Annotated in this window: 18 protein-coding genes; 8 read left to right on the top strand and 10 right to left on the bottom strand. The window is 68.1% G+C overall.

What is annotated here, in order from left to right:
* Positions 1 to 40 precede the first annotated feature (40 nt).
* The 5 genes from hisN to ACSFCA_RS23900 are packed head-to-tail and all read left to right on the top strand — an operon-like array spanning position 41 to position 3,964.
* Positions 41 to 817, top strand: coding sequence for a histidinol-phosphatase (gene hisN / locus ACSFCA_RS23920; RefSeq protein ID WP_435461016.1), 777 nt, complete (start codon positions 41 to 43; stop codon positions 815 to 817).
* 10 nt (positions 818 to 827) lie between these two features.
* Positions 828 to 1,022, top strand: a complete 195-nt coding sequence (locus ACSFCA_RS23915) for a DUF2905 domain-containing protein (protein ID WP_056509065.1) — start codon at positions 828 to 830, stop codon at positions 1,020 to 1,022.
* 17 nt (positions 1,023 to 1,039) lie between these two features.
* The gene (locus ACSFCA_RS23910) at positions 1,040 to 1,966 is read left to right on the top strand and encodes an ROK family protein (protein ID WP_435461015.1); all 927 of its coding nucleotides are present in this window, start codon (positions 1,040 to 1,042) and stop codon (positions 1,964 to 1,966) included.
* A gap of 28 nt (positions 1,967 to 1,994) precedes the next feature.
* Positions 1,995 to 3,521, top strand: a complete 1,527-nt coding sequence (locus ACSFCA_RS23905) for a tetratricopeptide repeat protein (RefSeq protein WP_435461014.1) — start codon at positions 1,995 to 1,997, stop codon at positions 3,519 to 3,521.
* Positions 3,518 to 3,964, top strand: a complete 447-nt coding sequence (locus ACSFCA_RS23900) for a YfbM family protein (RefSeq protein WP_258351173.1) — start codon at positions 3,518 to 3,520, stop codon at positions 3,962 to 3,964. Before ACSFCA_RS23905 ends, ACSFCA_RS23900 begins: the two co-directional genes overlap by 4 nt.
* 15 nt (positions 3,965 to 3,979) lie before the next feature.
* Here ACSFCA_RS23900 and ACSFCA_RS23895 read toward each other — a convergent pair whose 3' ends face one another.
* Entirely contained in the window at positions 3,980 to 5,425 is a 1,446-nt protein-coding gene (locus ACSFCA_RS23895) for an aminotransferase-like domain-containing protein (protein ID WP_435461013.1), read from the bottom strand.
* Positions 5,426 to 5,597: 172 nt separating this feature from the next.
* Between ACSFCA_RS23895 and ACSFCA_RS23890 the strand changes: the two genes are divergently transcribed.
* The gene (locus ACSFCA_RS23890; RefSeq protein ID WP_435461012.1) at positions 5,598 to 5,927 is read left to right on the top strand and encodes a hypothetical protein; all 330 of its coding nucleotides are present in this window, start codon (positions 5,598 to 5,600) and stop codon (positions 5,925 to 5,927) included.
* 146 nt (positions 5,928 to 6,073) lie between these two features.
* Here ACSFCA_RS23890 and otsA read toward each other — a convergent pair whose 3' ends face one another.
* The 5 genes from otsA to ACSFCA_RS23865 all read right to left on the bottom strand — a co-directional run bounded on the left by otsA (position 6,074) and on the right by ACSFCA_RS23865 (position 13,285).
* Entirely contained in the window at positions 6,074 to 7,459 is a 1,386-nt protein-coding gene (gene otsA / locus ACSFCA_RS23885; RefSeq protein WP_093056131.1) for an alpha,alpha-trehalose-phosphate synthase (UDP-forming), read from the bottom strand.
* A complete protein-coding gene (locus ACSFCA_RS23880) occupies positions 7,456 to 9,378 on the bottom strand; it encodes a glycoside hydrolase family 15 protein (RefSeq protein ID WP_093056129.1) in 1,923 nt (640 codons plus the stop codon). The genes otsA and ACSFCA_RS23880 overlap by 4 nt, the downstream gene beginning before the upstream one ends.
* Complete coding sequence (otsB, locus tag ACSFCA_RS23875) at positions 9,375 to 10,169, bottom strand: trehalose-phosphatase (RefSeq protein ID WP_435461011.1); 795 nt, start codon at positions 10,167 to 10,169, stop codon at positions 9,375 to 9,377. Before otsB ends, ACSFCA_RS23880 begins: the two co-directional genes overlap by 4 nt.
* Positions 10,170 to 10,246: 77 nt before the next feature.
* Positions 10,247 to 12,073, bottom strand: a complete 1,827-nt coding sequence (locus tag ACSFCA_RS23870) for an ATP-binding response regulator (RefSeq protein WP_435461010.1) — start codon at positions 12,071 to 12,073, stop codon at positions 10,247 to 10,249.
* Positions 12,074 to 12,118: 45 nt separating this feature from the next.
* Positions 12,119 to 13,285, bottom strand: a complete 1,167-nt coding sequence (locus tag ACSFCA_RS23865) for a tRNA nucleotidyltransferase/poly(A) polymerase-related protein (protein ID WP_435461009.1) — start codon at positions 13,283 to 13,285, stop codon at positions 12,119 to 12,121.
* A 166-nt stretch (positions 13,286 to 13,451) separates the two neighbouring features.
* Between ACSFCA_RS23865 and ACSFCA_RS23860 the strand changes: the two genes are divergently transcribed.
* A complete protein-coding gene (locus ACSFCA_RS23860; RefSeq protein WP_258351167.1) occupies positions 13,452 to 14,177 on the top strand; it encodes an OmpW/AlkL family protein in 726 nt (241 codons plus the stop codon).
* A 24-nt stretch (positions 14,178 to 14,201) separates the two neighbouring features.
* Here the strand turns inward: ACSFCA_RS23860 and ACSFCA_RS23855 are convergent, their stop codons facing one another.
* The 3 genes from ACSFCA_RS23855 to ACSFCA_RS23845 all read right to left on the bottom strand — a co-directional run bounded on the left by ACSFCA_RS23855 (position 14,202) and on the right by ACSFCA_RS23845 (position 17,565).
* The gene (locus ACSFCA_RS23855; protein ID WP_435461008.1) at positions 14,202 to 14,888 is read right to left on the bottom strand and encodes a glutathione S-transferase family protein; all 687 of its coding nucleotides are present in this window, start codon (positions 14,886 to 14,888) and stop codon (positions 14,202 to 14,204) included.
* Positions 14,889 to 14,999: 111 nt separating this feature from the next.
* On the bottom strand, positions 15,000 to 15,521 hold the full coding sequence (locus tag ACSFCA_RS23850) for an MgtC/SapB family protein (RefSeq protein WP_093056116.1): 522 nt from the start codon (positions 15,519 to 15,521) through the stop codon (positions 15,000 to 15,002).
* Position 15,522: 1 nt separating this feature from the next.
* Positions 15,523 to 17,565 carry a lytic transglycosylase domain-containing protein gene (locus ACSFCA_RS23845; protein WP_435461007.1) on the bottom strand — a complete coding sequence of 681 codons (2,043 nt, stop codon included), beginning with the start codon at positions 17,563 to 17,565 and terminating at the stop codon, positions 15,523 to 15,525.
* A 9-nt stretch (positions 17,566 to 17,574) separates the two neighbouring features.
* Here ACSFCA_RS23845 and ACSFCA_RS23840 point away from each other — a divergent pair, with 9 nt between their 5' ends.
* Positions 17,575 to 18,192, top strand: a complete 618-nt coding sequence (locus ACSFCA_RS23840; RefSeq protein WP_093056112.1) for a 5-formyltetrahydrofolate cyclo-ligase — start codon at positions 17,575 to 17,577, stop codon at positions 18,190 to 18,192.
* Between the two features lie 10 nt (positions 18,193 to 18,202).
* On the opposite strand, the gene ACSFCA_RS23835 is transcribed toward ACSFCA_RS23840, so the two are convergent.
* On the bottom strand, positions 18,203 to 19,186 hold the full coding sequence (locus ACSFCA_RS23835; protein ID WP_258351163.1) for a LysR substrate-binding domain-containing protein: 984 nt from the start codon (positions 19,184 to 19,186) through the stop codon (positions 18,203 to 18,205).
* Positions 19,187 to 19,288 lie beyond the last annotated feature (102 nt).

Here is a 19,288-nt window from a genome sequence, read left to right as displayed (position 1 = left end):
GGTCTAATCGCAGGTTTTGGCACGTGTTAACCACTCTCCCATGAGCTCCTCGACCCCCGATCTTTCGTCGATTGCCCAGGCGCTGGCCGATGCCGCCGCAGCGCAGTCGATGCACTACTTCCGTACGCCGCTGGACATCATCACCAAGGCCGACGAAAGCCCGGTCACGCTGGCCGACCGCGCTGCGGAGACGGCCATGCGCGAAATTCTTGGTGCGCGCGTGCCGGCCGACGGCATCTACGGCGAGGAGCACGGCCCCGAGCGGCTCGACGCAGAGCGCGTCTGGGTGCTCGACCCCATCGACGGCACGCGCAGCTTCATCACCGGCTCACCGCTTTGGGGCACGCTGATCGGCGTGCTGCAGGGCGGGCGCGTGGTGCTGGGCATGGTCGATATGCCGGTGCTCAAGGAGCGCTGGATTGGCGAGGCCGGCAAGGGCGCCACGCGCGACGGCCAGCCGGTGCGCGTCAGCAGTTGCACCGAGGTAGCCAAGGCCCGCATCGTCACCACCTCGCCCGACATCTTCGCGCCGGCCGACTGGACTGCCTTCGACCGGCTCAGCCGCCAGTGCGCCATGCGCCGCTTCGGCGGCGACTGCTACGGCTACGCCCAGCTGGCGGGCGGCACCATCGACCTCGTGGTCGAGACCGGCTTGCAGCCTTACGACTACCTCGGCCCCGCCGGTCTGATCGAGGCCGCGGGCGGCATCATCACCGACTGGCAGGGCCAGCCGCTGGGGCTCAAGTCGGACGGGCGGGTGATCGCGGCGGCAACACCCGAACTCCACCGGCAAGCCATGGCCATCCTCTCGGCCTAGACTGTCGAACATGTTCCGCTGGCTGATCGTCGTCGTCCTCGCACTGGTGCTCATGAGCGGCCTGACCGCCTGGCTGCGCCGCTTCGGCTTCGGACGGCTGCCCGGCGATTTCGAGTTCCGCGCCTTCGGCCGCGAGTGGCAGCTGCCGATTGCCAGCACCGTGGTGCTCAGCATGATCGCGGCGCTGGTCGCGCGTCTTCTGTAGAGAAAAGACAAACAGCAATGAGAGCTTGCGTAGACATCGGCGGCACCAAGGTGGCCGTAAGCCTTTCCGCTTCGAGCGACGCGCCGCTGATCGGCCGCCGCAGCGAGCCCACGGCCAAGACCGGCGACAACGACGCGGTGGCGGTGCAGATCATGCGGATGATCGACGAGGTCTGCGCGGAGCAAGGCATCGATGCCGCCACCATCGACCGCGTGGGCGTGTCGTCGGCCGGGCCGTTCGAACTGCGCGAGGGCAAGGTCGAGTTGGCCACGCCCAACATCTGCGGCGGCATTGCCGGCCCGGCGCGCGGCCTGCCCAACACATGGATGACCGCACTGGTCGAGGCGCCGCTGGCAAAGCGCTTCGCCCGCGTGCGGGTCGAGAACGATGCGGTGGCCGCGTTGGAGGCCGAGCGCCACTGGGGCGCGCTCAAGGGCCTGGACGATTGCGCCTACGTCACGTGGAGTACCGGCGTCGGCGTCGGCCTGTGCGTGGACGGCCGAGCGCTGCGCGGCAAGAACGGCAACGCCGGCCATGCGGGCCACAGTTTCGTGGTGGACGACGCCAGCGGCGCTCTGTGCGGCTGCGGCAACGTCGGCGACGTCGAAGGGTTGATTGCCGGCAACTCCATCGCCCGGCGCTTCGGCCAGCCCGCGGCCGATCTTTTCAGCTCGGCGGTGGCCGGCGAGCGGCATTCGCTGGAAATCGTCGATGCGCTGTGCCGGGTGATGGGCCGCATGCTCTACAACCTGATCGCCACGCTCGACCTGCAGCGCATCAGCCTGGGCGGCAGCGTGTTCTGGCACCACCGCGACTTTCTGCTGCCCCGGCTGCTGGCGCATGTAGACGGCAAGTTGCCGCCGCTCACGCAAGGCGTGCGCCTCGTGCCCGCCGGCCTGGGCGACAAAGTCGGCGACTACGCTGCGCTGGCGCTGCTCGACTGAACGGCCACCGTACCATCCGGCGAACACCATGACCCTGCCGCCTCGCCGTCGCTCCTATGCCTACTTGTTGTGGCTGGTGGGTGGCTTCATCGGGGCGCATCGCTTCTATCTCGGGAGCTACCTGGGCGGCGCGGCGCAACTGGCGCTGCTGCTGTATGGTGTCGCTGGCCTGCCGGGATCGCGCTTCGGCCTGGCGCTTCTGCTGCCGTGGATGCTGTTCGACGTCTACTGGATCTACCGGCGGATGAAGCAGCAGGACGGGGCCGCTGTCGAAGATGGTGAAGAAGCTCCGATCCGCCAGCGCACTCGCCGCGCCGGGACAAGGGAAGCCAAGGAATACGACCTCGCCGCCCTCGCCGAAGCCAACAAGCTGCAGGAGCGCTTCGTGGCCGCCGCCGAGGCCGAAGACTGGGCCGGAGCCGTCGCCATCGCCGAGCAGATCGTCGCCACCGCGCGCCGCGTGTTCAAGGGCCCGCACCAGAACCTCGCGATGACGCTGTGCATGCTCGGCCAGGCCTGCTACCAGTTCAAGGCCTTCGACAGGGCCCGGGCCAGCCTGGAGGAAAGCCTCTCCATCGGCCGCAAGATCGGCATGCCGGCGGAAGACATGGACATCGCCCGCAAGGCGCTGGACCTGACCCTGACCGGCATCGCCGAACGCAAGGCCCACGGCGCTGCATCCGACGAAGAAGGTGCGCTGCTGAACCTGCTCGAAGACCGCGATGCGCGCTATCGCGATGCGCTGGCCCAGGGCGACTTGCCCCGTGCCGAGAAGTTCTGCGCCGAAGCCGTCGCCGCCAGTCGCCGGCTGTACGGTGGCGCGGACAGGGCCGTGGTGCTCCAGCTGGCCAGCTATGCGGAACTGTGCCGCCGGCTGCAGTGGTACGACAAGGCACAGGCCTCCGCAGATGAAGCCCTGGCCATGATCGGGCTGCTCGGCCTCGACGACAGCTGGCGGCGCGGGCCCACCAACACCCTGGCGCTGCTGCATGCCGCGGCCGGGCGAGCCGAAGAGGCTGAAGCGCTCTACAAGAAAACCATCGCCATGGCGGTGGCCGAAGCCCGGGGCGGCTCCAGCGATGGCGTGGTGCGCGCATTCAACAACCTGGCGTTTCTCTATGCCGAGTCCGGCCAGGACGCCAAAGCCGAGCTTTGCTACGCGCGTGCTCTCGTGCACCTCGACAAGCTCCCGCCGGGCGAGGGCGACGCCGAACTGCATTCCGACATGCTCAACAACTTCGCCAGCCTGTTCATGGCGCGCCGCGAATTCGACAAGGCCAGGCCGCTGTTCGAGCGTTCGCTCGACATCCAGCAGGGCAGCTGCCGAGGCATCTCGCAGGCGGCCGCAACCGCCCACAACGACTTGGGCCTGATCGCGCAGGAAGAGGGCGACTTGCGCCAGGCGCTGATGCACTTCAAGCGCACGCTGCTGCTCAACCAGATCTGCGCGCCCGACCACTTCAGGAACATAGACAACGCGCAGCGCAACATCGACAGCGTGAGCATGGTGCTCGCCACGGTGGCGCGTGCCGCACGCATGGAACCCAGCACATGAGCATCGGCGCGGCTTTCTACGCCCTCGATCGCTACCGGCTGCGCGCGCTGGTGATCGATCCGTCCACCGTGTCGGGCTTCCTGCATTCGCCGGCCGCGCAGGGCGGCCCCCACGACAGCCAGACGGTGGAGCAGGCCTGGGACGTGGTGCGCACGCTGCTGCCCGAGGCGGTTGACGGCGAAGAGCTCGACGGCACCGACGGGCTGGGCTGCATCTACCTCACGGCCGCCCATGTCGAGCGCACGGCGGCCCGACTCGCGCAGCGCGACGTGGCGGAACTGGTGGGTCGCTTCACGGGCGAGCCGGCGAAGTTCGGCGAGCTCTACTGGGCGAAGGTCTGGCAGGACGGCGCGCGGGACCTCGCGGGCTTCATGGAAGGTGTGAAGCGCTTCTTCGCCGGCGCGGCCGCAAGGCGCGACGCCGTCGTGTTCTACATCGTCTGAATCGCCGGCTGGCTGCTAGTGCGGCGGCCGCACGGCCGACACGATCTCGCCCAGCCGCCGCAGCCCCGCATCCACCGCCTTCGAATACGGCCAGCCGCAGTTGATGCGCAGGTAGTTGTCGAAGCGCCCCGAGTTCGAGAACTGCGCGCCCGGCGCCACCAGCATGTGTTCGCGCAGCGCCGCGTCGAACACGTCCACCGACGAGCGCTGCCCGGGCAGCTCGACCCACAGCTGCAGCCCGCCGCGCGGCAGGTTCAGCCGCGTGCCCGCCGGAAAGTACTTGGCGATGGCGTCCGCCGTCTGGTCGCGCTGAACGTGCAGCCGCTCGCGCAGCCGGCGCAGGTGGCGGTCGTAGCCGCCGCTCGCGACGAACTCGCCCGCGGCGATCTGCGCCAGCGCCTCGTTGTTGCGGGTCTGTGCGTACTTGAGCATTTCCACCTGTGCGTGCCAGCGCCCGGCGGTGATCCAGCCCAGCCGCAGCCCCGGCGCCAGCACCTTGTGCAGCGAGGCGCAATAGATCACGTTGCCCGTGCGGTCCCACGACTTCACCGCGCGCAGCGGCGCGTCGCTTTCCACGAGGTCGCTGTAGGTGTCGTCTTCGACGAGCGCGATGCCGTGGCTCTCGCACAGGTGCACCAGCCGCTGCTTGTGGGCGTCGGGCATCACGCTGCCGATGGGGTTCTGCAGGTGCGGCACCACCACCACGGCCTTGATGTCGTCGTAGGTGTGGATGGCGAGGTCGAGCGCTTCCAGGGAGATGCCGGCCTGCGGGCTGGTCGGAATCTCGAGCGCGCGCAGCCCCAGGCTTTCGAGCACCTGCAGCAGGCCGTAGAAGGTGGGCGACTCCACGGCCACCGTGTCGCCGGGCTTGGCGATGGCGCGCAGCGCAAGGTTCAGCGCCTCGATGCAGCCGTTGGTAACGAGCACTTCGTCGGGCGGCACCGTCATGCCCACGCGCAGGCTGCGCTGTGCCAGCGCTTCGCGGAACTGCTCGTGGCCTTTCTGCGACGAGGCGGTGGTCAACAGCTCGGGCCGCTGGCGCAGTGCGCGCGTCATGGAGTTGCGCAGGGCCTCGGCGGGGTACAGCTCGGGGGCCGCGCGGGCGATGGCGAAGTTGAGCTTCACGCCTGCGTGCCGGCCACGCGCCATGAAGTTGGCCATGCGCGTGCGCATGCTGACGAACTGTGCGGGGTCGGGCGGCACGTCGGCAATCGGCTCTTCCATCGGCGCGATGGCCATCCGCTGCGGCCGCCGCACGAAGTACCCCGAACGGTCGCGGGCCTCGACCCAGCCGTCGCTTTCCATGGCGCGGCAGACCTGCAGCGCGGTCGACAGGCTGATGTCGTGCAGCCGCATGAGGCTGCGCAGCGAGGGCAGCTTGTCGCCCTGCTTGAGCGAGCCGGTGTGGATCGCGTCCACGTAGTGCGCGGAGAGCTGGCGGTAGAGCGGTAGCGAGTCCATGGGGTCGATGTTCCCCGTATCGGGCATCCGAAAACAGATGCAGTTGCTAGGGAAAACGACCATAACAGATGCGTTCCCAGCACCGCTGTTACGGTCGCAATAGCCATGGCGTGTGCCTGTTTTTTGGGCGGCGGAATTTCTACGATGAACCCTCATTCACCCGAGGTTCGCCATGATCACCACCCTCTTCCAAGCGCCCGATTCCATTGTTCTGGAACCCGGCCAGTCCCTGCGCACCTCGGTCGATGCCGGGGCCTGGCTTCAGTTGGCCGAGGGGCGTGCCCGTGTGGTGTCGCCGCCCGGATGGTTCGGCGAGACCGTGTTCATGGCGGAGACGCTGCTCGAGGAAGGCGACGTGCATCGGCTGCCGCACGGCGGCTGGATCGAAGTGTCTGCGCTGACGCCGGTGCATTTGCGGGTGCACGTGCCGCTGGTTGCGCAGGTTTCGCCTGTGGAGGCGCGGCCTGTGATGCGCTTTGTGCGTCTGCTTACTGGCTGGTGACCTGCATTCGGGGGGCGTGCGAATGACACCGGGTACTCCCCTCCGCGAATGTCCCCCGGCCTGCGGCCTCCTCCTTTATTTCGCTGCGGGGAGCACCCGATGCCATTCGCACATAGGCACAGTCGGCGTGATCGCCCCCCGAACAATCAACGTTCGCTAGCCGCCTCCCGCAGCGCCTCGAGAAAGCTATTCCGCCACCAGTGAATGTCCTGCTCACGAATGCGAGACAGCAGCTTCTGGTGCCGTTCGCGCCGCTCTTCCAGTGGCATCTGCAGCGCCTGCTGAACAGTCTCCGCCGTACCGTGCGTGTCGTACGGATTCACCAGCAGCGCTTCTTTCAGCTGCTCGGCCGCCCCCGCAAAGCGTGACAGCACCAGCACGCCCGGGTCCGCCGGGTCCTGCGCCGCGATGTATTCCTTGGCGACAAGGTTCATGCCGTCGCGCAGTGGCGTTACCAGGCCCACTGCCGCCGCGCGGCACAGCCCTGGCACCCGCTTGCGCGCCACCATGCGGTGGATGTAGCGCACCGGCATCCAGTCGAGCTCGCCGTAGTCGCCGTTGATCGCGCCGCACAGCGATTCGAGCTCGCGCCGGATGTCGCCATACGCGTCGACCGTCTCTCGCGTGGGCGAGGCGATCTGGATCAGCGTGGCGCTGCGCCGGTTCTCGGGGTAGTTGGCCAGCAGCTCGCGGAACGAACGTACGCGCTGCGGAATGCCCTTGGAATAGTCGAGCCGGTCGATGCCCAGCAGCAGCCGGCGGCTCGAATACTCGCGCTTCATGGTCTCGTACATGTCGCGCGACTCCTTCGCATGCGTGAGCGCCGCGAATTCGTCGACGTCGATGCCGATGGGAAAGGCGCTGCTTCGCACCGTCTGCCCGTAGGCTCGGTACATGTCGTTGCCCAGGTACTCGCCGTGGGCCTCGTTGCGCACGTAGTGCTCGAAGTGCTGCACGTCCTGCTGCGCCTGGAAGCCGATCAGGTCGTACGAGAACAGCGAGCGCATCAGCCATTCGTGCTGCGGAATGGCCGCGGTAATGATCTGCGGCGGCAGCGGAATGTGCAGGAAGAAGCCGATGCGCTGCCTGCAGCCCATGGCGCGCAGCTCGGCTGCCAGCGGGATCAGGTGGTAGTCGTGCACCCAGATGATGTCGTCTTCCTTCAGCAGCGGCAGCAGCTTGCGAGCGAACAACTGGTTCACGCGCCGGTAGCCGCCGATGAAGCCGGCGTCGAAGTGCGCCAGGTCGAGCCGATTGTGGAACACAGGCCAGAGCACGTCGTTGCTGTAGCCCAGGTAGTAGCTGTCGTGGTCTTCGCGGCTCAGGTCGATGGTGGCTAGCGTGACCTTGCCGGCCTGCTGCCGGTGCAGTTCGCCTTCGCCCGTGGGGCCGCCTTCGATGACCTGTCCGCTCCAGCCGAACCACATGCCGCCGCTTTGCTGCAGGCTTTCGCCGAGCGCCACGGCCAAGCCTCCGGCTGCTGGCTTGCGTGGGTCTGCCACGCGGTTGGAAACGACGACTAGACGACTCATATGCACGAATCCCAGGGAGCGGACAGGCGCACGGCCGCGTTGATGATGCCGACCATCGAATAGGTCTGCGGAAAGTTGCCCCACATCTCGCCCGTGACCGGGTGCGTGTCCTCCGACAGCAGGCCCAGCGGGTTGCGCGCGGCGAGCATGGTCTCGAAGATCTGGCGCGCCTCGGCCTTGCGGCCGATCTTGGCGAGCGCGTCGATGCGCCAGAAGGTGCAGATGTTGAAGGCGGTCTCGGGCTTGCCGAAATCGTCAGCCGCTTCGTAGCGGCGCATGTAGGGGCCGTCGCACAGCGACTTTTCCATTGCGTCGACGGTGGAGATGAAGCGCGGGTCGCGCGCGTCGATCAGGCCCACCTCCACCATCAGCAGGATGCTCGCGTCGAGCTCGTGCCCGCCGAAGCTCTCGGCAAAAGCCTGGCGCTCTTCGCACCACGACTTGGCGAGGATCTCCTCCTTCATGCGCGCGGCATGGCCGTGCCAGTAGGCGGCGCGCTCGGGCAGGTGCAGCGCGCGGGCGATCTTGCTGAGCCGGTCGCAGGCGGCCCAGCTCATCAGCGCCGAGCTGGTGTGCACGCGGGCGCGGGTGCGCAGCTCCCACATGCCGGCGTCGGGCGTGCCGTAGACGCGCACCGCCTGCTCGCCCACCGCCTCGAGGTGCGGAAACTCCGCCAGCCCCGCGCGGCTGAGCAGCCGGTGATCGTGAAAGGCCTGCGCCGCGCCGAGCACGATGTTGCCGTACACGTCGTGCTGGAAGTGCTCCTGCGCCTGGTTGCCTACGCGCACCGGGCCCATGCCGCGGTAGCCCGCCAGGTTCTCGACAAAGGACTCGGGCAGCTCACGCTCCAGCCCGATGCCGTACAGCGGCTGGATGTGCTCGCCGTGCGAGCCGATCACCACGTTGCCGAGCCAGCGCAGGTAGTCTTCCATGGTGCCCACTTCGCTCAGCGAATTGAGCGCGCGCACCACGAAGAACGCGTCGCGCAGCCAGCAGTAGCGGTAGTCCCAGTTGCGCTGGCTGCCCGGCGCCTCGGGAATGCTGGTGGTCATGGCGGCGACGATGGCGCCGGTGTCCTCGTACAGCGAGAGCTTCAGCGTGATGGCCGCGCGGATCACCGCTTCCTGGTACTCGAAGGGAATGGCCAGGCGCTTGCTCCAGGTGCGCCAGTAGGAGATGGTTTCCTGCTCGAACTTGCGCGCGGTGTCGGCAATGCCGTCGAGCAGCGTCTCGTCCACGCCGAACATGAAGTTGTATTCGCGCGAGAGCACGAAGGGCTGGCGCGAGAGGATGTGCGAGATCGATGCGTCGGTGTTCAGCCGCAGCGTCACGTCGGGGCCCACGTAGCGAATGTGGTTGCTGCCGCGCGTAACCTCCACCGGTGCCGAGGCGCCCCATTGGAAGCGCGGGTCGAGCGACACGCGGATGCGCGGCGCGCCGGCAATCGGCCGCACGCGGCGCACCATCATCAGCGGGCGGAAGTAGCGCGAGCGGCTGTAGAAGCGCGGCGCGAAGTCGGTGATCTCCACGCCCTGGCCCGCGCTATCGAACAGCTGCGTGCGCAGCACGGCCGTGTTCGGCTCGTACCACTGCTTGGCTTCGGCGAAGTCTTCGATGTCGATGCTCCACGCGCCGGCATCTTCGCCGGGGTGCAGCAGGGCGTTGAACACCGGGTCGCCGTCGAAGCGCGGCAGGCAGCACCACACGGCACGGCCGCGCGCGTCGATGAGCGCGCTGTAGGCGCAGTTGCCGATCACGCCGACGTTGAGCGAAGGCTCGGCCGGCGGGGCAAAGCCGCGCGGGCCGGGGGCTGCGGCTGCCTGCATGTCGGCCGGCGCGCGGTCGTCCGGGCCGGCCGCGCCTGCCAGCGCCTGGCCGGCGCGATCCTCGGGCGCCACCGGCAGTTGTTGTTCGCTCATCGGGGGCTCCTCGGAGATTCTTCAGTTTTCGTCGGGCGTTGTGCGCCCAGCATGTCGCGTGCCTGCACCAGCCATTCGTAGACCGCGCGCGGCGATTCGAGCCGGTGCAGCGCCAGGCTCGGCCCCGAGCCGACCTTGATGGCGATGCCGCCGCGCGGCTGCACCACGGCAAAGCCGCTCTCGTCGGTGGTGTCGTCGCCCAGAAAGACCGGCGTGCGGCCCGCGAACGGCGCCTCGGTCATGAAGGCGTCGATGGCGATGCCCTTGTTGACGCCCGTGGGCTTTACCTCGAACACGAACTTGCCGTGCATGAGTTCAAGCTGCGGATGGTTTTCGATGGCGCGCGACATCGCGTCTCGGCATACGGCTTCGAGCTGCGGTGCGAGCCGGTAGTGCAGGGCGATGGCGGCGTGCTTGCGCTCCACCAGCAGGCCTTCGTGCACGCGCGCGAGTTCGTTGGCAATTTCCAGGATGGGAATGAGGTCGGGCGGGCGCTGCTCCTGCGTGTGGCCGCTGGCGTTGCGGCGCTGCACGCCGTGCTCGCCGGCCGCGGGCAGCCGCAGCGGCGCAAGAAAACGGTCGATGGAGTCGATCTGGCGGCCCGACACCACGGCAAGCGCGCCGCCGAGTTGGTCGCTCAGGTCGCTCAGCAGAGGCACGAGGGCAGGCGGAATCTCGATGGCTTCAGGCGTGGGCGCAAGCCCGACCAGCGTACCGTCGAAGTCGAGGAAGAGGGCTGCATCCCGGCCCAACGGAGGAGGCAACTGCAAGTTGCTGGAGGACTTTGGCATCGGGAAAAACCTTAACACGCGTCGAAGCATGCGCGTGTCGGCCAAAACCGGACGTGCGTCGGGGTCGGGGCCGTGAATCAGGCGGCCTTGGGCACCACATCGGCAAGCGCACGCAGCAGCGCCGCGGCGTTCACCGGCTTGAACAGCACCGGCACCCCGGAGGCGCGCACGTGCTGCAGCCGCTCGGGCGAGGTCTCGCCGGTCACCAGCATCAGCGGCGCCTGCAGCCCGAAGCGGCGCTGCAGCCTCAGGCCGACGTCGAGGCCGTTGTCGCCGTTGGAAAGGCGGTAGTCGCACATCAGCAGTGCGAAGGGCCGCTCCTGCACATCGGGCCGGCCCAGCACCTCGACGGCTTCGGTTTCGTCGGCCACCGCGTCCACGGCCAGGTCGTGGGCGTGGAAGAGGCCGGTCATGGCCTCGCGGATCTCGGCTTCGTCGTCGATCAGCAGGACGCGTGCGCGTGCCGCGTGGATCACCGCCTCGGGCGAAGTAGCGGTGCTGCGGAAAGCGGGTGCGGCCGGCTCGACGTCGGCCACCAGGGGCGCGGCGGCCGGCAGCTGGATGCGGAAGCGCGAGCCACCGCCCAGGCGCGACTTCACCTGCACCGGATGCCGCAGCAGGCGCGAGAGCCGCTGCACGATCGACAGGCCGATGCCCAGGCCCTGCGCGCGGTCGCGGCCCGGGTTCTGCACCTGGTAGTACTCCTCGAACACGCGCTCGTGCTGCTCGGGCGCGATGCCGATGCCGGTGTCGAGCACTTCGATCCACACCATGTTTCCGCGCGAACGGGCCCGCACGGCAACGCCGCCGCGTGCCGTGTACTTCAGCGCGTTGTCGACGAGGTTCGAGAGCATGCGGTACAGCAACTGCGGATCGCTGCGCACCCACAGGCCGCTGGCGCGCACCCGCAGCTGAAGCTGCCGTTGCTCAGCCTGCGCTGCGAACATGTGGTTGAGCGAGCGGAACAGCGCATCCAGTGACACGGGCCCGACGGCCGGCATGACCACGCCAGCGTCGAGGCGCGAAACGTCGAGCATGGTGTCGAGCGAACTGCCCAGCGCGTTCACCGCACGCATCAGCCGCTGCGCGTTGCGCCCGCCGTGGTGCTCGCGCAGCTCGTTTTCGAGCGCGGCGCCGAACAGGGCGATGGCATGCAGCGGCTGGCGCAGGTCATGGCTGGCGGTGGCGAGAAAGCGCGTCTTCTCGGCGCTGGCGCGTTCGGCGACGGCAATCTGCTTGCCGAGCTGCGCGGCCAGCGCCTCGTTCTCGAAGCGCAGCACCAGCGAGTCGGTCAGCAGCTTGTGCTGCTGGTCGCCCACGCGCAGCGTGAACAGCAGGTAGCCCAGGCTGAACACTGCGAGGAAGAAGTGCAGGGCATCGCCCTGCCAGGCCAGCGCGGCGATCAGGCTGAGCATCATCGGCAGGGTGTAGCCGTACAGCGCCGGCTTGAGCGGCCACAGCAACTGCATGGCCCGGGCGCAACTGCCGATGATGACCACCGTTACCACCGAAGTCACGGGCAGGTCGCCGGCCGAGATGAAGAGCAGCGGCGCGGTGGCCATGGCCATGCTCACGGCAGTGACGGTGCGCGAATGCCGGCGCGCCCAGCGCGTGGTGTCCGCGAGCGGCACGCCGTCGTGCCAGCGCGGCATGAAGAAGAGGAGGAGGCCGAACGACAGGTGGGCCGCCATCCAGGCCAGGATCCACAGGCGCGGCTGGTGCACGTACATGGCCGCGCCGAGCGCCGCGCCGAGGCCGAAGTGCACGAACACCGACGCGTTGTAGGCCGCGTACACCGAGGCCACGTGCTCGCGCAGCACGCGCAGCGACAGGTCGTCCGGCCCGGCGGACAGAGGCGGGGAAGCGTCGGATTCGAGTGCGGGCTTCGGCGCGGTGGCATTCACCCGGTCGATGCTATCGGCCGGGTCTGCTCCGGGAAGTGCCAGAAGTCATGCCCTGGCGGGCAGCGATGCGGCGACGGCTTCGACCCGGGCCCGGTGGATCGCGTCGCCGATCTTCGGGCCGGTGGCGCCGGACTGCTGGGCGGCTTTGGCCACCACGTCGGTGGCCACGGCCGCTGCCGTCGCCAGCACGGCGAGCAGGCGCTCGTGCTGCGGGTAGGGCGCATCGCCGGAGCCGGGCCGGCCGCGCGAGTCACATTCGCAGGCCAGCAGCACCTCGGCGAAGCGCGCGGGCTTGCGGAAGGCGTCGCAGCGCTCCAGCAGGCGCACCAGCCCCGTGGCGTCGAGTGCGTCGCTGCCGTCGATGTGGCCGTGCTCGCGCGCCACCACCTCGGCCAGTTCGCGGATGTCCAGCGGCACGCGCCAGCGGTCGCACACCTGCTGCAGTTGCTTGACGCTCTCGTTGCGCATGAGGCAGGCGAAGCGCACCGCCAGCGAGGCCTGCAGGCGGGCGCTGGCATCGATGACAGCCATCGTCGCTTGCGTGCCGCCGTCGAGCTCGGGCAGCAGCACGGCCAGCGCACCGCATTCGCGCAGCACCTCGAACATGCGCGAGGGGCGTGTTTCCATCAGGCCGCGCGACAGCTCCTGCCACACGCGCTCGGCCACCAGTGCATCGACCTCGCCGGCGGCGACCATCTCGCGCATCAGCGCCATGGTTTCGGGGGCGACGCTGAAGTCGTCGAAGCGGGCGGCGAAGCGCGCCACGCGCAGGATGCGCACCGGGTCTTCGCGGAAGGCCTCGGTCACGTGGCGCAGCACCTTGTCGCGCAGGTCGCGCTGGCCATGGAAGGGGTCGGCCAGCGTGGCGGGCGTGGGGTCGAAGTGACCGTCGGCGCTCACCAGTTCGGCTGGCAGCGCAATGGCGTTGACAGTCAGGTCGCGGCGCGCGAGGTCTTGCTCCAACGTGACGTCGGGCGCGGCGTGCACCGTGAAGCCGCGGTAGCCAGGCGCGCTCTTGCGCTCGGTGCGGGCCAGCGCGTATTCCTCGCGCGTCTCGGGGTGCAGGAACACCGGAAAGTCGCGTCCCACGGGCAGGTAGCCGCGGGCCACCATTTCTTCGGGCGTGGCTCCGACCACCAGCCAGTCATGGTCGGACACCGGCCGCTGCAGCAGGCGGTCGCGAAGTGCACCTCCAACGAGAAAAATTTTCATAAGTGCAGTGTAGGGATACTCCCGGTACCAAAAAATAGAACGGTCGTTCGATAATCCTCGGAGCGGACCGGGAAATCGTTCGTTCATCGGACGAAATTCAGCGGCAGTCACAAGTCGACGCCCGCATCCGCAGAGGGATATGTCAACCAAAGGAGCAATTCACATCATGAAGAAAACAATGTTTGCGCTGGCGGCTCTGGGTGCCTTGGCATCCGGAAGCGCGATGGCGCAGCAGGCGGGCGACTGGGTCGTCGGCGCGGGCTGGTTCCATCTGTCACCACAGGATTCCAGCAAGCCGCTGACCGTGACCTCGCCGATCCCGGCCGTTCTGGCCGGTTCGGGCGCCAGCGTGAGCGATTCCGACACCCTGGGCCTCAACGCCACCTATTTCCTCGACAGCCACTGGGCGGTGGAAGGCGTGTTCGGCGTGCCGCCGAAGTTCAAGCTCAACGGCACCGGCACGCTCGGCCGCGTGGGCCAACTCGGCGAGGCGCGCCAGTGGAGCCCGACGATCCTGGGCAAGTACTTCTTCAACGAGGGCACCGACGCCTTCCGTCCGTTCGTGGGCCTGGGCGCCACCTACGTCTGGTACAGCGACGTCAAGCTGACCTCGAACCTGCAGGGTGCGCTGGCCAGCCAGTTCCACCAGTCGCCGCTTGCCGTCAACACCACGGCCAAGCTCGACAGCTCGTTCGCGCCGGTGATCAACGTGGGCGCGGCCTACCAGTTCGACAAGCACTGGGGCGTCTCGTTCTCGGTGTCGTACATCCCGCTGAAGACCAAGGCCAAGCTGACCACGACCTCGATCTACGGCCTGCCGGTGGCCAACAGCGAGGCCAGCCTGAAGCTGAACCCGATCGTCACGTACGTGGCAGCAACCTACAGGTTCTGATCCGCCCCGCCTGCTTCGAAGACCCTAGCGCCCCGTGCGATAGGGCTCTTCGAACTGCAGGAAATCTTTCTCCGCCAGTGCATCGTCGATCCAGGCCTTGACGCCCGGCAGCGCCTGCACGCGCTCGATGTAGGCCGTGATGTGCGCCGGCACCGGCAGGCCATAGGTCTTGATGCGCGTGCCGATGGGGGCGAAGTAGGCGTCGGCGACGCCGAATTCGGCACCGAACAGCATCGGGCCGCCATGCGCGTCGAGCAGGCCGCTCCACATCTGCACGATGCGTGCGAGGTCGCTGGCGACTTCGGGCACTTCCTTCAGCAGCCGAGCGCCCACCTCGGGCAGCGAGGCTTCGATGTTCATGCCGCAATGGTTGCGCAGGCCGCCGAAGCCCGAGTGCATCTCGGCGCAGACGCTGCGGGCGCGTGCACGGTCGGCCGCGGAGCGGGGCCAGAGCTGCTTTTCGGGGAAGGTCTCGGCGAGGTATTCGGCGATGGCCAGCGTGTCCCAGACGACGAGGCCGTCGTCCACCAGCACCGGCACCTTGGCCACCGGATTCAGCGCGGCGATGGTGTGCTTGAACTGCGAATCGGCCTCGAACGAATCGAAGCGCACCACGACTTCCTCGAAATCGATGCCGGCCTGCTTCATCAACACCCAGGGCCGCATGGACCACGACGAGTAGTTCTTGTTGCCGACATAGAGCTTGCGCATGAGAGGGATCTCCGGTCCGTTGCGGGGGTTCAAAAACAGGGTCTTCGATGCTAGCCGGGCGCGGCGCGGCGATTGATGCCGAAGGCAGCGCGAATTGATGCGGGAGCGCGTTCAGCGCTCGCGGGTGTCGTCGTTCTTCTTCGGACCGGCCACGCGCTCGATCACGCTCACGAGGCGCGGCACCAGTGCCAGCACGGCGAGCGCCAGCAGCGCGCTCACCACGGCTGTCACCTCGCGACCGAGCCCGCAGGCCATGCCGATGGCAGCCGTCATCCACAAGCCCGCGGCCGTGGTCAGGCCCTGCACGTGGCTCTCGTCCTTGCCCTGCTTGAGGATGGTGCCGGCGCACAGGAAACCCACGCCCGCCACAAGCCCCTGGATCACGCGGCTCATGTCGGCCGGCACGATGCCGGTCTGCTGCGGGATCAGCACGAACATCGCCGAGCCGATGGCCACCAGCATGTGGGTGCGCACGCCGGCCGCCTTGCCCTGCTGCTCGCGCTCGAAGCCGAGCACGAAACCGAGGGCGCCAGCGAGCGTGAGGCGCAGCACGATGCGGGTGAGCTGCGCGACGTCGCTCACGTCCGAGAACTCGGACGCGAGGGTGTCGAGCACCTCGTCGCGCCAACTCATCTCAGGGGAGGTCCTTGTTGGGCTCCGGCTCGGCCGCATCGCGCGGGCCAATGCGGCCCAGGCGTTCCTTCAGCGATTGCGGCCGGCCGCTGATGATGGCCGCGTAGTTGGTGGTGTTGGCCAGCACCTTCTTCACGTAGTCGCGCGTTTCGTTGAACGGCACGTTCTCCGCCCAGATGGCGGCGTCGATCACCGGGCCGTTGCGCCAGTTGCGCGGACGGCCCGGGCCGGCGTTGTAGGCAGCAGCGGCCAGCGCCATCGAACCGTCGAAGTCGTCGAGTGCGAGCTTCAGGTAGTTGGTGCCGATGGTGATGTTGGTCTCGCGGTCGTTGATCTGGCCGGGCGAGAAGTCGGTCATGCCGATCTTGCGGGCCGTCCAGCGCGCGGTGGCGGGCATGACCTGCATCAGGCCCGAGGCGCCGACGCCCGAGCGCGCATCCATGATGAAGCGGCTTTCCTGGCGGATCAGGCCGTAGACGTATGCCGGGTCTAGGCCGATGTCCTGGCTCTTGCGCAGCACCGTGTCGTGGAAGGGCATGGGAAAGCGCTGCTCCACGTCGACCACGCCCTTGGTGCGCTCGCTGGTGTTGATGCAGCGGTCCCACACCTCGCGCTGGCAGGCGAAGTCGGCTGCGGCCAGCAGCGCGCGGTCGTCCATGCCGCCCTTGTCGTGCAGGTTGGTGGCGTAGTTCCACTCGCGCGTGCCTTCGGGGCGCAGGCCGATGGCGATGGCGTAGAGGCCGCGGGCGAGCGCCGGGTTGTTGCGCGCGGCGGCTTTTTCTTCGGGCGTGAGTGGGTCGGGGCGCGTGGGCACCACGGTGCGCTGGCCGAGCTCCTCGAGCGCCAGCATCTCGTAGAAGCCGCGCGAGCCGGCGATGCTCTGGTAGAGGTCGCGGGCCTGCGCGCGGCGTTCGTCGCCGCCGGCGCTGGCCAGGGCGCGGGCCTTCCAGTAGACCCAGGTCGGCTCGAGCTGGGCGGTTTCGCTCATGGCGTTGATGGCGGGCGCCACCTCCTTCCACTGGCCGGCGCGCAGGGCGGCGCGCACGCGCCAGCCGAGCATGTCGTCGGACAGGTCGCTGTTCTTGGTGACGTTGGCGTAGTAAGTGCCGGCCTGCGGCCAGAGCTTGAGGGCGGCGGCGCGGCCGATGGTGCCCCAGAGCCAGTTGCGCTCTTCGGCGGAGAGCATCGGGCCCCACTTGCTGTCGAGCTGCGAGGCGGCGAGTTCGGGGTCAGCAATGCCGATCTTGATGAGCGCAAGCACCACCAGTTCCTTGCGCGACTTGGCGGCCACGAAGGCGCGGCCTGTCAGGAACTTGGCCGAGCTGGCATTGAGCTCCTCGAACAGCGGCAGCGCATCGGGCGCTGCGATGGTGACGGCGGCGCGCGCGGCCTGCGGGCGGTTGGCCTCGATGGCCAGGCGCGCTTTCTTCCAGGCGTCGTTGGTCGACATCAGGCGGGCGGCGACCATGCGGTCGGCGGCGGTGAGGCAGCCGTCGTCCAGGTCTTTCTGGGCGAACCAGTTGCGGCGCACCTCGTCGGCCTGTGCCTGCGTGGCGGTGCCGGTGCGCAGCGAGTCGACCAGGACCGCGTAGCAGCGCACCTGCGCGTCGTCGCCCATGCGGAAACCGTCGACCGAGGCGGTGAAGTTGTCCCAGTCGCGGCGCTGGCCGAGCAGCAGCAGCCAGTCGTTGCGCAGGCGGTCTTCCTGGTAGGTGCCGGGGTAGCGCGCGAAGAAGTCCTGCACTTCGTTGGCGGGGGCGTCCTGCAGGCGCGCCTTGAGTTCCCAGTAGGCGGCCCAGGGTTCCAGCGCATGGCCTCGGGCCTGCGGCAGCAGGGCGGTCAGGCGGGCCTTGTCGCCGCGCTGGAAGGCCTGCTTCATCTGGATCAGCACGTCGTCGTTGGTGTTGCTCTGGGCGGCTGCAGGTTGCTGCGACAGCAACGCGGCGAGGGCAAGAACAGTGGAAAAAACGAGTGCGGGTGCCGCGTTGCGCGGGTTGACGCGCGGGCGATGGCGCTTGGGTGCCAAAATGCTTGGGAACTGCATCGGGGGATTATGGACAAGTCAAAGGGTGCCGACACTTCGGCAACGGCGAGTTTTCTTAAGGAACAGTTGAGAAAGGCACTCATCGAGCAACGTCTTGCGATGCCCGACCGGCTGACACGCGCAGACCTTTTGCAGCGCGTGATGCGGATCTGGCTGGTCGGCCGGCCCGACACCGTGATTGGCGCCTACTGGCCCATCAAGGGCGAGTTCGATCCGCTGCCCGCCCTGCACCGCTGGAAGGAAGACGGCGAACTCATGGAAGAGACGCAGCGCCGGCGCATCGGACTGCCGGTGATCGACAAAGTCCACAAGACCCTGACCTTCCATGCCTGGTACCCGGGCTGCCAGATGGAAGAAGACGCCTACGGCATCCCCAAGCCCAAGGACACCGAGCTGATCGTGCCAACCCTGCTGTTCGTGCCCTGCGTGGGCTACAGCGCGGGCGGCTACCGGCTGGGCTACGGTGGCGGTTTCTACGACCGCACGCTGGCGGCGCTGGAGCCGAGGCCGTTCACGGTGGGACTGGGCTTCACCCACGGCTTTCTCGAAGACTTCGAGCCCGAGGCGCACGACCTGCCGCTCGACGCCATCCTCAACGACAACGGCGTGGTCTGGCCGACCAGCTGAGCTGTCGGCGTCAATCGATGTTGTCGACGGTGTCCGGGTCGGGCACCTCGCCGATGGTCTCGCGCGTGGTCTCGGACTGGAGCAGCAGCCAGTCGCAGAAGGCCCTGATCTCTGGCCGCAGCGCGCTGCGCGGCCCCGCAATGAGCCAGTAGGACATCGGCGAATCCATACGGTGCTGCGGCAGCACCTCGACCAGGTCGCCGTTGGCCAGACTCTCGGCAATGAGCGAGCTGCGCGCCAGCGTCACGCCCTGCCCGGTGAGGGCCGCCTGCACCATCTGGTAGGCGTAGTTGAAATAGAGCCAGCGCTTGGGCTGCGCGCGTTCCAGCCCGTTCACCTCGAACCAGCGGCGCCAGGTCAGCCATTCCAGGTGCGTGCGGTGCGCATCGCCGGCCTCGATCAGCGTGAACTGGGTGATGTCGGCAGGCGTCCTGATGGGCGGGCTGCTCTTCAGCAGCCAGGGGCTGGCCACCGGCGTCAGCGTTTCGCCGAACAGGCGCACGGCGCCGGCCGTCATGGACTCGCGCGGGCCGTAGCGCAGGGCGATGTCGACGTCGGCCACTTCGAGGTCGACCGCCACGTCGCTGGCGTCGATGCGGATGTCGATCTCGGGGTTGTCGCGCTGGAAGGCCTCCAGCCGCGGGATCAGCCACATCGAGGCGAACGAGGCAAACGTGGTCAGCGACACGCTCTGCCGCCCCGCGCTCTGGCGAATCTGGCGCACGGCCGTGTCGATGCGCGGCAGCGACTGCTGCACCGCCAGCAGCAGCAAAGCCCCCGCGCTCGTGAGCTCCACCGCGCGCGTATGGCGCAGGAACAGGGCGACGCCCACCTCTTCTTCCAGCGACTGGATCTGGCGGCTCACGGCCGACTGGGTCAGCGCCATTTCTTCAGCTGCGGCGCGGAAGTTCAGGTGCCGGGCCACCGCCTCGAAGGCGCGCAGGTGCCCGGCGGAGATCGGACGGGAGCGCAGATGGGTTTGCGAATGTTGCATGGGTATGACTTTTCGGGGTCGCCTGGCGCCAGGATCGATTGATGCTGAACGCGCATCAGTAGGCTACCTCGTTTTCATTGGACCGCCAACGCCGTAGAAACG

The sequence above is a fragment of the Variovorax multivorans genome (assembly GCF_051216835.1).
Classification (GTDB): domain Bacteria; phylum Pseudomonadota; class Gammaproteobacteria; order Burkholderiales; family Burkholderiaceae_C; genus Variovorax.
Note: the sequence above shows the minus strand (reverse complement) of the source record. Positions and strands in the feature narration are given on the sequence as shown.